This is a genomic window from Bradyrhizobium sp. STM 3557, assembly GCF_045571465.1.
GTDB lineage: Bacteria > Pseudomonadota > Alphaproteobacteria > Rhizobiales > Xanthobacteraceae > Bradyrhizobium.
Window position 1 is genome coordinate 1,633,666 of record NZ_CP120697.1, and the last position, 12,717, is coordinate 1,646,382.

Annotated in this window: 8 protein-coding genes and 1 pseudogene; 5 read left to right on the top strand and 4 right to left on the bottom strand. The window is 62.0% G+C overall.

The genetic code is table 11. The features are described 5' to 3' along the window. Positions 1–20 precede the first annotated feature (20 nt). The 4 genes from P6U24_RS07435 (at position 21) to P6U24_RS07450 (ending at position 7,530) form a co-directional block, all read left to right on the top strand. The gene (locus tag P6U24_RS07435) at positions 21–1,442 is read left to right on the top strand and encodes a DUF4403 family protein (protein ID WP_407158502.1); all 1,422 of its coding nucleotides are present in this window, start codon (positions 21–23) and stop codon (positions 1,440–1,442) included. A 244-nt stretch (positions 1,443–1,686) separates the two neighbouring features. Then, complete coding sequence (locus P6U24_RS07440; RefSeq protein ID WP_407160378.1) at positions 1,687–2,844, top strand: efflux RND transporter periplasmic adaptor subunit; 1,158 nt, start codon at positions 1,687–1,689, stop codon at positions 2,842–2,844. Beyond that, positions 2,841–5,978 (top strand): efflux RND transporter permease subunit, encoded by a 3,138-nt coding sequence (locus P6U24_RS07445; RefSeq protein WP_407158503.1) that lies wholly within the window; start codon positions 2,841–2,843, stop codon positions 5,976–5,978. Before P6U24_RS07440 ends, P6U24_RS07445 begins: the two co-directional genes overlap by 4 nt. 286 nt (positions 5,979–6,264) lie before the next feature. Beyond that, positions 6,265–7,530, top strand: a complete 1,266-nt coding sequence (locus P6U24_RS07450; protein ID WP_407158504.1) for an MFS transporter — start codon at positions 6,265–6,267, stop codon at positions 7,528–7,530. A gap of 119 nt (positions 7,531–7,649) precedes the next feature. Here P6U24_RS07450 and P6U24_RS07455 read toward each other — a convergent pair whose 3' ends face one another. The 4 genes and pseudogenes from P6U24_RS07455 to P6U24_RS07470 all read right to left on the bottom strand — a co-directional run bounded on the left by P6U24_RS07455 (position 7,650) and on the right by P6U24_RS07470 (position 11,330). Next, positions 7,650–8,603, bottom strand: a complete 954-nt coding sequence (locus P6U24_RS07455) for an MBL fold metallo-hydrolase (protein WP_407158505.1) — start codon at positions 8,601–8,603, stop codon at positions 7,650–7,652. A gap of 100 nt (positions 8,604–8,703) precedes the next feature. Next, positions 8,704–9,901, bottom strand: a pseudogene (locus P6U24_RS07460) (NAD(P)/FAD-dependent oxidoreductase). Between the two features lie 149 nt (positions 9,902–10,050). Then, positions 10,051–10,251 carry a hypothetical protein gene (locus P6U24_RS07465; protein WP_407158506.1) on the bottom strand — a complete coding sequence of 67 codons (201 nt, stop codon included), beginning with the start codon at positions 10,249–10,251 and terminating at the stop codon, positions 10,051–10,053. Between the two features lie 182 nt (positions 10,252–10,433). Further along, positions 10,434–11,330, bottom strand: coding sequence for a helix-turn-helix transcriptional regulator (locus tag P6U24_RS07470; protein ID WP_407160379.1), 897 nt, complete (start codon positions 11,328–11,330; stop codon positions 10,434–10,436). Positions 11,331–11,784: 454 nt separating this feature from the next. On the opposite strand from P6U24_RS07470, the gene P6U24_RS07475 reads away from it, so the two are divergent. Continuing rightward, entirely contained in the window at positions 11,785–12,717 is a 933-nt protein-coding gene (locus P6U24_RS07475) for a helix-turn-helix domain-containing protein (RefSeq protein ID WP_407158507.1), read from the top strand.

Genomic DNA, 12,717 nt, shown 5'->3' on the forward strand with positions numbered 1-12,717 from the left:
CAATCCGTGAGGTAAATGTCATGAAATTCCACCTGAAGCCGTTAGGTAAACGCCACGGCGTGCGAGCAGGACTCGCCGCGCTCGGCATGGTCGGGCTATGCTCGTCGGCAATGGCGGCGGAGAGGCCGCCTCTCGCTCCCGATACGGTGGCGCCTTTCAGCACGCAGTCGCGCATCGCCGCGACCATCGAATTCGGTCTGCCAGCCTTGGCAGACGATATCGAGAGGGGTATTCCCCGAAGGCTGGCGACCATCGACGAACGTGTGAGCTGCGTGCATCGACGGGTGCTGTTCTTCCGGGTCAACGCCAATTGCGACATCTACGGCTACGTCGAGCGGTCGGGGCCGGTGTCGCTCTATGGTCGCGGCGGTCGTCTCTATGGTTCGGTGCCGATCTACGGCGCGTTGGAAGGGCAAGGCGCCAACCGGTTCACGGCCCGCATCCATGGAGAGACCGAGGCCAGTGCCACGATCGAGGCCGAAGCGCGGCCGGAACTCTCGCGTGACTGGTCGCTCGACCTGAACTTCAGCGACGGCTTTCGCTGGAGCGAGCCGCCCGTTCTGCATGTGATGGGCCGCGAGATTCCGCTCGCCAACTATGCGGAGCCGCGGATCAGGACGGAGCTTGCGCAGGTGAGGGGGCGTGCGCTTGCAGCTGCCCGCCGTCTCGATCTGCACGACAAGGCTGCCACGGCCTGGCGCCATGCGTTTGAGCCAGTTCAGCTCTCGGCGGACCCTGAAGTTTGGCTGCAGTTGACGCCCCAAAGTGCCGCGTTTGCCGGCGTACATGCCGAAGGCAAGGTGCTCAGCGGATCGCTCGAGCTGGCGGGCGCCGCCGAAACCGTGATCGGACAGCATCCGGCGGCGGTGACGCCGACCGCACTTCCGGCCCTCGGGCGGGAGGTCACCTCGCCCGGCCAGTTCGATGTGATCCTGCCCGTGCGCATCAGCTACGACGTGCTGAAGGGCAAGATCCAGCAGGCCCTCGGCTCAATTGCGCCGGCCGCTGGCATGTCTGTCCGGGATGTTGAAGTCTATCCTTCGTCCGGCAAGCTCGCGATCGGTCTGCGCGTCGCCAAAGCGTCCGATGCAGATCCGAACGCCGGTGAATGGACCTATCTCACCGCTGGTCTCCAGGTGGATGCCGATGGTCATGCCGTGCGGCTTTCGGATCTCAGCGCCTCGACTGACAATGAGGGCGTCGCCGCGATGATCGATCCGATCGTGAGTGGACTGCGCGACAAGATGAGCGTGGACTATGGCGTCGCCTATGAGAACCTGCTCAACGCCGCGAACGCGAAGTTGAACAGGCCGCTGAAGGACGGCTTCCGCATGGAAGGACATCTTTCCTCGGCCAAGCTCGAGAAGCTGTATCTGCCTGCGGACGGAGTCGAGATCGCCCTTCGCGCCAGCGGCGAGCTGAAGATCCTGTATGGCATGTGAGTGAATGGCGATCTGGAGTTGCTCGCGTTGGATGCGCCGCAAGTCTTTCCTTGCGGCGCATCGCCCAAGCGCTCGATGCGTACAGCAGATAGCAATGCGGTGATGCCCTCCGCTCGCCCTTTCAAAACCTGAAATCCTATTTCCTAGACCGCTGCCAACCAAAAGAGGCCGGCAAATGCTGCGTGCAATCAGACCATTTGGCCCAATAGCAGGAATCATTCTATCCGGAGTGTTGGTGCTGGCCATGATTCCGCCTGCCAATGCCCAGCTTGGCGGGTCCGGCCCGCCGGCCGTTGGAGTCATGGAGGCCGTCACGCGGCCGATCACCCCGACCAATGAGTTCCTGGGGCGAATCGAAGCCACCAATCGCGTCAACGTAGTGGCTCGCGTCACCGCCTTTTTGGAGAAGCGCAATTTCGTCGAGGGCTCCGAGGTCAAGAAGGGCGACCTGCTCTATCAACTGGAGCGAGGTCCCTTCGAGGCCGACCTGAAATCGAAGCAGGCGCAAGTTGCGCAGTTGCAGGCAACTCTGGCGAATGCAAGGCTGACGACGGAGCGGGCAAAGGCGCTGCTCGGCGGGCCAGCCGGCCAGCAATCGACCTATGATGCGGCGCTCGCCAACCAGCAAAGTCTTGAGGCGCAAGTTCAAGCCGCGCAGGCTCAGGTCGAGCTGTCACAGACCAATCTCGATTACACCGAAATTCGCTCTCCGATCGACGGCAGGATCGGCAACACAACAGTGACCGAGGGTAACGTCGTAACGCCGAGCTCGGGCGTGCTGACCACCATCGTCAGCCAGGATCCCATGTACGTCATCTTTCCTGTTTCGGTCCGTGAGGCATTGAGCCTGCGCGAGCGCTACGCGGCGCAAGGCGGCTTCAGCGCGGTCGTCATCAGAGTTCGTCTCCCGGACGGGCGTCTCTATGGAGAGCCCGGACAATTGAACTTCGTCAACAACACGATCGCGCAGAACACCGACACCATCACGCTGCGGGGGACCATTCCAAACCCCGTCCTGAAAAATCTCTCCCTGCGCGAACTCATCGACAACGAATTCGTGACCGTGTTGCTGGAAGGCGTCGAGCCGGTCGAGGTGGTGGCGATCCCGCGCTCGGCCGTGTTGTCGGATCAACAGGGCGAGTATGTCTATGTCGTCGCCGCGGACAATAAGGCCGAGCAGCATCGGATCAAGCTGGGTCAATCGACCTCCACGATCGCCGCCGTGACAAGTGGCCTCGCGCCCGGAGACAAGGTGATCGTCGAGGGGCTTCAGCGTGTGCGGACAGGTGAGGTCATCGCACCCGGCCCCGCCAGCGCGCTCATCCAATCCAGCATGAATGCTCAGGAGGAAGGGACCGCGAAAAGTGCGCTCCGAACGAGCCCGTCGGGAGTAACCCAATGATTTCGTCCATTTTCGTTGATCGGCCGCGGCTCGCTATAGTCATCGCGCTCGTCATCACCATTGCCGGCGCTCTCGCGTTGATGCGCATACCTGTCGCTCAATTCCCGGACATCGTGCCGCCGCAGGTGACGGTGACTGCGAACTTTCCTGGAGCCTCCGCCGAGGTCGTGGAGTCGAGCGTCGCCCAGCCGCTCGAAGCGGCGATCGTCGGTGTCGACAAGATGCTGTACATGAAGTCGACGAGCGGCAATGACGGCAGCTATACCCTGACCTTGTCGTTTGCGCTCGGCAGCGATCCCGACATCAATACCGTCAACGTCAACAACCGCGTGCAGAGCGCGCTGGCGCAACTGCCTACCGAGGTCCAGGCGCAGGGCCTCGTGGTGCAGAAGAAGTCCTCGGCTGTGCTGCAGTTCCTCGTGCTCTACAGCAAGACCGGTGCGCAGGACCCTCTGTTCATCACCAATTATGCCATCATCAATGTGCTGGACGCGATCTCCCGCACGCCGGGAGTAGGCCAGGCGACTCTGTTCGCTAAGCTGAACTACTCGATGCGCATCTGGTTTGATACCCAGCGTCTCACCAGCCTCAATCTGGCGCCATCGGACGTGGTCGCAGCGATCCGGTCGCAGAGCGTGCAGGCGCCCGTTGGACGCATCGGCGCCCGGCCGATCAGCGACGATCAGCAATTCCAATTCAACGTGCAGACGCAGGGGCGGCTCACGACGTCAGATCAATTTGGCAACATCGTGTTGCGCGCAAACCCGGACGGCTCTGTGCTCCGGATCAAGGATGTCGCCAGCGTCGAGATCGGCGCGCAGAACATGGATAGCGAATCCAGGATCGACGGCAATCCGGGCGTGCCAATCGGCATCTATCTCGCCCCGGGCGCCAACGCGGTCACCACGGCCAAGGCGGTGCAGACGACACTTGCCAAGCTCTCCGAGCGGTTTCCGCCGGGTTTGACCTATCTGGTGCACTACGACTCCACCACTTTTGTCGCCGACACCATCAAGGAGGTCCTGAAGACGTTGGCCGAAGCCTTCGTCCTCGTCGTCATCGTCGTGTTCCTGTTCCTTGGCAGCTTGCGCGCCACCATCATTCCTGCGATCGCCGTGCCTGTCAGCCTGATCGGCACTTTCGCGGTGCTGCTCGCGATGGGCTATTCGGCCAACACGGTCTCGCTGCTTGCGATGGTGCTCGCCATCGGAATTGTGGTTGACGATGCCATCGTCGTGGTCGAGAACGTCGAGCGCGTCATGGAGGAGGAGCCAAACCTTTCCCCCGCCGAAGCGACCAAAAAGGCGATGGCGCAGATCACCGCGCCGATCATCGCGATTTCGCTGGTGTTGCTGTCGGTCTTCGTTCCGATCGCTTTCATTCCGGGCATCTCTGGAACGTTGTTCCGCCAGTTCGCGGTTACGATCAGCGCGGCGATGGTGATCTCCGCCCTCAATGCACTGACCCTGTCACCAGCCCTGTGTGCCGTGTTCCTGCGCCATCGCGAGCCCATGCGCGGCGTCATGGGACGCGTGCTCGCCGGCATCGACTGGGTCCGTGACGGCTACGCCAGCCTGGTGCGGCGGCTCCTGCGGCTCGCCGTGTTGTCTCTTGTCGCGGTGTTGATTTTTGCAGGCGGCATCTTCGGCATCTCGCGGCTCACGCCGACCGGCTTCCTTCCCGAGGAGGATCAAGGCGCGTTCTTCGTTGCCGTGCAATTGCCGGACGGCGCTTCGGTTGCTCGCACCAGCGAGGTGACGAAGCAAGTGGAGGAGCTTTTGAAGAAGGAGCCCGCGGTCGATCACGTGCTCTCGATCATCGGCTTTTCCTTGCTTGACGGTGGCAACGAACCGAATTCGGCCTTCATGGTCGCGCGCTTGAAGCCGTTCGCGGATCGTCGCGCGGCAACGGATACGGTGCAAGCGGCGATCCGGCGAACGTTCGGCGCGGGTGCCCAGATCCGCCAAGCCAACGTCCTCCCGTTCAACCTGCCGCCGATCATCGGGCTTTCGACCTCCGGCGGGTTCGAGTATCAGCTCGACGCATTGGAAGGGCAGGATCCGGCTGCGCTCGGCAGCGTGATGGGTGGGCTGGTCAACGCGGCCAACCGCGATCCGCGCCTCGCGCGCGTGTTCTCGACGTTCACGGCCAGCAATCCCTCCGTCTATCTCGACATCGACCGTGCCAAGGCCCAGGCGCTGGGCATCAATATGAGCGACGTCTTCACCGCCTTGCAGGCGACGCTTGGTGGCGTCTACGTCAATAACTTCAACCTGTTCGGCCGAACATGGCAGGTCAATGTGGAAGGCGAGGCCGCCAACCGCGGCGACATATCCGATATCTGGCAGATCTATGTCCGGAACGCGACCGGCGACATGGTGCCGCTGCGTTCGATTGCGACCGCGAGGATCGTCACGGGACCGCAGGTCATCACCCGCTACAACAATTACCGCTCGGTGACGATCAATGGCGGCCCGGCGCCCGGCGTCTCCTCGGGAACGGCAATCGCGGCGATGGAGCAGCTCGCCAAGGCCACGCTGCCGGCCGGCTATTCCTACGAATGGACCGGCACGGCCTATCAGGAGCAGGCAGCGTCGGGGCAGACAGGAATCATTCTCGGCTTGGCAATTCTGTTCGCCTATCTGTTCCTGGTCGCGCTGTATGAGAGCTGGACCATTCCAATTCCTGTCCTGCTTGCGGTGGCGGTCGGTGTGTGCGGCTCGTACCTTGCCATCAAGCTCGCTGGCTTGAATCTCGATCTTTACGCCCAGATCGGCCTTGTGGTGCTGATCGCACTGGCCGCCAAGAACGGCATCCTCATCGTCGAATTCGCCAAGGAGCAACGCGAAGCGGGCATGTCGATCACGGATGCCGCGGTGCTGGGGTCGCAGATGCGCTTCCGCGCGGTGATGATGACCTCGGTCGCATTCATCCTCGGACTCGTACCGCTGGTGACGGCAACAGGAGCGGCCGAGATCAGCCGAAGGGCCGTAGGCACGGCGGTCTTCGGAGGCATGCTCGCTGCCAGCTCCATCGGCATTTTCCTGGTGCCGATGCTCTATGTGACCTTTCAGCGATGGCGGGAGCAAGTCAAGAAGCGTTTCGGCAGCAAGCGTGAAGCGTTGTATCAATAGCCGCAAAACTCGGTCCTGGCTGACGGTCGGCACCCCAAATCAGGCCAATGGCCAATTGCCCTGAGGTCGAGACCTCGTTGAAGCGAGCCGGCAGTCGGTTGCCCTTTCCCAGGCTTTGCCGGCGGACCTTTCGCGCCGGCCATAGCTCTCGACGATAGCAGCATATCGAAGCTGTATTTGTATTTGGCCGCCAGCCGGATCATTTGTCCGGCGCGACGACGACCCCGGCGCTCCAGCATGTTGGCGCTGACGCGATCGTACCGCGGCAAAATATGAGGGCTTGGCGATGACTGACATGGCGAACTGCAACTCCGCGCCGACTGCACCGGTCGATCAAACCGGTCTCAGGCGCATTTTCCCGCTCCTGCCGCTCTATCTGCTGATTTTCATCGGCTTTTGCGGCTACTCACTCATGATCACTTTGTTTGCACCCATGCTGATGGGAAACAATGGATTTCTGCCCGACGGTGCCACTGTCGGGCAGCGGAGCATCGTCCTCGGTCTGCTGCTTGCAATTTACCCGCTCGGTCAGTTCGTGGGATCTCCGATCCTGGGCGCCTTGTCCGACCGCTACGGCCGCAGACCTGTCCTGGTCAATTCGCTCGTGGTGACCGTGCTTGGATATGTCGTCATAGCTCTCGGCATCGAATGGCGATCTCTCGTCCTGCTGGGAATGGGGTGCTTGATTGGCGGGCTGGCGGAATCGAACATCGCCATCGCGCAGAGCGCGATTTCCGACATGAGCAGCCCAGATGAGCGCCCGCGTCTGTTTGCCTGGACGTACTCCAGCTCCAGTCTCGGCTATATCGCCGGCCCGATAGTCGGCGGCCAGATGGCCCTGCATCTCGGCTGGAGCGTTCCGTTCTGGTTGATGGTGCCGCTCCTTATCACAACGCTCACTTGGACATGGTTTCGCTTCGCCGAGACACACGCGGCTGACCCGCAGGCCGATTTCAGCATGATCGCCGCGATCACAAATCTCAGCAGCATCTTTACCGACAAGCCAATTCGGCGGCTCTATCTGCTCAATTTCCTGATCTATCTTGCGCTATTCGGCTACTTCCGGATGGTGCTCGTCTATTTGGTCGATCGCTGGGATACCGGCGTCGATCAAACCACCTTGATCTATTCGGGGCTGGCTCTGATCTCGGCAATCACGAGCTTCTTCATCATGGCCCCATTGACCCGCCAGATTGGTTTGAACCGCCTCGCCATCACCGCCTGCATCGCCGCCGGGGCCGCCATGATTGCGATTACAGTGCCGTCTCAAATAGGCTCGATCTGGATCACCGGCGGTCTGACAACCATGATGGGGACGATCGCGCTTGCCGCATGCCCGACGATCCTGTCCAACGCTGTGTCCTCGGAGCGGCAAGGCCGCGTCATGGGCAACAACCAGGCACTCCAGGTGGGTGCAGAATCCCTGAGCGCCATGATCGGCGGCGCGCTGGCGGCTGTCACGATTCCGCTTCCACTGGTCGCGTTCGGGATATTCCTTATCATCTGCGGAGGCTTGTTGCTCCGGGATTCGCGGCTTGAACCTGGCTGGTGAATGGGAGACTTTCGGTGCTGGTGATCTATTGGAGGATCGGTGACCGCTTCGATCGGTGCCGCAGGCGCGAGCTCGTTTGCGCTGTGAGCTCGCGCTCTTCGGCTCCGACCATCCAGCTATCAGTAGTCCCACCAGGCCGGGACCCAACGAAAGAGCTCGCCGGCCGCCGCGACCCGGCCTATGGACGGGAACGGCATATGCGTGCCCACCAGCCACGAACCGGTCGCCACCAGCTCCCGCAGGAGTTCGAGCCGGACGCGGGTCGCCTCCTCGGGGTCGTGCTCGAAGCCGTTGTGCCATTCGGGGTGGTCGAACGAGACCGGGAAAATGGCGTCGCCCGCGAACATGAGCCGATCGTCACCGGAGGCCAGGCGAACCACGCTGTGCCCTGGGGTGTGGCCACCGGTGCGACGGACGACGACTCCGGGCGCAATCTTGGACTCTTCTTCGAAGAGCTGTAGCTGGCCGTGATATTCGTCCAGGAATTGCTTGGACGCCCGCCGAGCCAAATCTGCGAGCACCGGCGGCATGGCAGTGCGGGAGAAATCGGGGGAAGCCCAGAACTTGACCTCGGCGGCAGCCACGTGGATCCGCAGGTCCGGGCGCAGCCGCTTCTTCACGCCGTCGACGAGCAGTCCGCCAACGTGATCGAAGTGCATGTGGGTCAGCACCACGTCAGTCACCGAGCCAAGATCGATTCCGGCGGCCTCGAGTCGCTGGCCCCACTGTCCCGCCCGCGGAAAGTCCGGGTACTCCTCTCCCAGCCCAGCGTCGATGAGTATGGTTTGGCCGCCGCTACGCACCACTACCTCGTTCAGTGCCCAATCGAACGCGTCGCGCGACAAGAACATGTTGTCCAGCCAGGCCGTCCGGACGGCCGGATCGGCATTGGTAGCCATGGACTCGGATGGCGGCGTTAGCACCCCATCGCTGATCACCAGCACCTCGATTTCGCCGATTCGCAGCGCATAGCGCGATGGAACCAGCTCGTCGGTCGTGGTTCTGCCGTGAGGGGAAGTGATGTCGAGGTTCTTGATTGGCTTCTGTTTGATGCTGCGGATCATCTGGTTCATCGTCAAGACTCCATGGTTTGACATTGAGGTTCGATCTTGATGGTGGATTCCGGATGGGCCGCGCTTCACGCCGAGGCGCGGCCCGTGTTGCGTCGGACGCCTACAGCTTGGTGACTTGTTCCGGATCGGCCGAGGCGAGGGCGGCGGCGCGCTCAGGCTTGGGCGGATAGATCCAGACGCCGTTGATCTCCTGTTTGGTTTTCTTGGCGACGTCGCCGACCATCTCCACGGTGCGCTCCCAGCCGCGCGTAAACAGCGCGCCGGCTTCACCGAGGTCGAGGCAGGTGACGTACGCCTTCTGGTGATAGGGCCTGGTCGGGACGCCAAGCAGCTCTGCAGCGGCGTTGTTGCCAGCGAAGGCGCCCATCCGCGTGGCGTGCTGGCACGACATCAGCGCATAGTTGCCCTCGTCGTCGCAGGTGGCGCGAGCGGCATCGCCGGTCGCGAACACGTCGGGCACGCCGGGCACGCGCAAAGAGGGATCGACCAGCAGCCGGCCGAAATTGTCGCGCTCGGCGGGAATCTGTTGCGTCAGTGGAGCAGCACGAATGCCGGCCGCCCAGATCACCGTCTCCGCCTCGATGTGATCGCCGTTTGAAAGCGTGACGCCGGATTTGTCCAGCGCGCTGACGCCGACGCCGACCCGGGTTTCCACGCCAACCTTCCGCAGGGCTTCCTCGATGACGGGGCGGGGGCCTTCGCCCATGTCGGGGGCGATCGACGGATTGCGTTCGACGATGATGACGCGCGGCTTTGCACCGTTGCCCAGGATCGCGCGCAGTCGCGTGGGCATTTCGGTTGCAGCCTCGATTCCGGTGAAGCCGCCGCCTGCAACGACGACTGTGTCGCGACCGTTCACTGCTGGCCGCTTCGGCAAGCTATGCAGATGTTTGTCGAGGGCAACCGCATCATCGAACGAGTCGACGCTGAAACCATGTTCGGCGAGTCCGGGAATATTGGGGCGGAACAGCCGGCTGCCGGTGGCCACGACCAGGCGATCGTAGGAAAGGGTCTTTCGCGTGCCCTTGTTCGTGGCGATCTGCACCATGCGAGACTTGGTGTCCACCGTCTCGGCACTGCCTCGCACATAAGCGACGTCGATGGCGTTGAGGACATCGAGCAGAGGCGCGGTCATGGTTTCGGGCTTCGGCTCATAGAGCCGCGGACGAACCACGAGCATCGGCTCGGGCGCAACGAGCGCGATTTTCGGGCGAAACGCCCTTGATATCGCGCAAGCGCGCGGCAGAGAGGGCGGCGTACATGCCGGCAAAGCCGGCGCCGATGATAACTAGTCGCATGTGTTGGCTCCTGTGGTTGGACTTCCAATAGTCCGCGTGCTGCCGCTCGCTGCTTGTGCAGCGATCGATGACGACGCGAAGGTGTGAATGAGAGGCTGGGTCCTTGTGGACGCAGGCAATCCGGTATCAATGACCTCGGCATGAAGGTCTCACATGCCGGCGCGACAGCCCGACGACCCCAGCGACCAACCGGAGCGAAGGACGATCGGTTGAGCGCCCTCGACCAGGTCCTCATAGGGAAGCCGCGGAGCGGTCCTGATCATGATGGACGTGACCGGCTTGATCATGTGCAGCGACGGCGTGGGCACTTCGTCGTCGCCTCCCGCTGCTGACGTGAAGCGGACGGCCAACGAAAGTCCATACAAAGTTGCTGTGCTAAGGCCTCTGCGCTGTGATGCGATTGGCAGCTGGGTGACGAAGCTTCTCCAGGTCATCTTTAGTCTCCGTCTGTTGGTTCGGACAAGATGATGGTCTAACCGATCAGTCCTGCCGCTGCCCCAGAGGGATTGCCGTCACTGTAGAGCGATTGCTGTTAACGCATGCGCCTCCGCCAGTCGCGCGGTGTCTCGCCGGTCATCTTCCTGAAAGCTGCAGCGAATGCGGTCTGCGAGGAATAGCCAAGCGCGGCTGCAATCGAAACGATCGACTCATCAGTGTCGCGCAGCATGTTCATCGCCTGCTCGATCCGATGCTGGCGCAGCCATGCATGCGGCGATAGTCCAGTGCTTTCCTTGAAGGCGCGGCAGAAGTGGAAGCGCGACAGACCGGCCTCCGACGCCAGGGCTGCAAGCGAGACGTCCGCCTCGACATCCGAGCGCAGGCGCTCGACCGCGCGGCGCAGCGCCATCGGAGATAACCCACCCAATGTCGGCTGAAAGGGCGCCGGCGTCCCGGCGTGCGCAGCCAACACCCGCGTGACGAGAAGGTCAGTCATTTGCTGCCTGAACAGGGCATCGAGGGCCGCGATACCATCCATTGCGTCTACAGCGCTCGTGAGCAATCGGGATGTAATGAGATCGGGATGCCCGGTTCGTTCCAGGCGGTCACCGACCCCGGCCATCTCGGCTTCGGCTGCGACACGCTCGAGCGTTCTATGCGGTAGATAGAGCTGAACGACATCGACGGCTCCAGGAATGTCCCATCGGGCGCTCGAGCCGGCTGGAATGATCGTCACCATCCCGCTGCGCGCCGTTCCGATCGCGACTGATCTTCCGCTACGGCGCTCCAGCCGCTGCGTGCCGGTGGGATAGGTCATAATGACATGGTCGGCCATCGGCTCGACGACATCGTGCAGAGCGCCGTGCTTCCAATGGGCAATTGCGCCACCAAACGGCTCCGATGCAATGCGTATCGGCGCGGTTCTTAGGACGCGCGCCATTTCAGCATCGGCGGAACGCCGTTCGCCGCTCGGCAGATTGCGATTCTGCATCTCGGGAGTGTCTGGGTGATTCTCGTGAAGATCGCGCTGGATCGGCGTGCAGCTCATGGACCTGTCCTCGCCGTCGAGAGGCATTTCGTTTGAGCGTTGGCGCGTTCTACGCGTTGCAAGCGTTCTCCGTCTTTCCCAAAACGGCGGTGCTTTGCCTAATCTTGCTCCAAGCCGCCAGCACGCCTTCAACCAAAGCCGCGCACAAAGGCCGAGCAGAAACATCTGCTGCTGCAGAATGAGGCAATCGGGCTACCGAACGTCGGTAGCATTCTTGTGAATGGATTCCTTAGTTCACATTCTTAAGTAACCTACTGAGATTGTGTCACAAACTCGTGCGCGAAGCTGCGACTAACGGCTTTCTAGACGGCCTCAAGCCGATATCGGATAATCGGTCGTAATCTCGCGGCGGCGGAACAGCCGCTCACGTGCGACTCCATTAAGAAGACCGCGCCACATGGGACAAGCGACCGTTTACCAACAGAGGCATCGCAAGTTTTTGCACCTGACGGATCCGCCGCCTTCGCTGATGACACGTACGCTGCGCGGGATCGAACTCGCTGCCACTGAAACGCGCCACGATAACCCTGTACGGGCTCTTTCGGGGCAATTTCCCGCCGAAGACGCCTACCTCGTCAGTCTCAAACTTAGCAATTACCCTGACTGCGAATGCTGGGAGGATGGCCGATGCGTCATCAAGGCGGATGTACGCGCCGGTGCAACTTATCTGTACGACTTGAAACGCGATCCGCGCTTCGTGATCGACAAGCCATATCACTCCATTTACCTATATTTGCCGCGGACAGCGCTCGATGATGTCGCCAAACAAGCTGGCGCGCCGTGCATTGGCGAACTCGTCTATGAGCCCGGCATCGGCGTGAATGACGCGATCGTTCGCCATCTCGGAACAGCGCTCTTGCAAGCGCTGCGTCGGCCGGACGAAGCCAATCAGCTGTTCATCGATCACACGATGCTTGCGCTGACTGCGCATGTCGCTCAGAGCTATGGCGGCATGCAACCCGGCGCTGATCTCGTCCGCGGCGGCCTTGCGCCGTGGCAGATGAAGCGGGCCTGCGACCGGTTGGAGTCCGACCTCGGTGGAAGCCTTTCACTGCAGCAGATCGCCGCCGAGTTCGACCTTTCCGTCAGCCATTTTTCTCGGGCGTTCCGGATCTCCACGGGCCTGCCGCCGCACCAGTGGCTGCTGCACCAACGAGTCAAGGTGGCCAAGCAGTTGCTGACCGTGCGCGACCTGCCGCTCTCGGAGATCGCGATTTCGGCGGGCTTTGCGAATCAAAGCCACTTTACGCGGGTGTTCTCATCATTGGTCGGGATCAGTCCGGGAGCGTGGCGGCGCGAGAAGCATGGCGGCTCGGAAACCGAAACATAG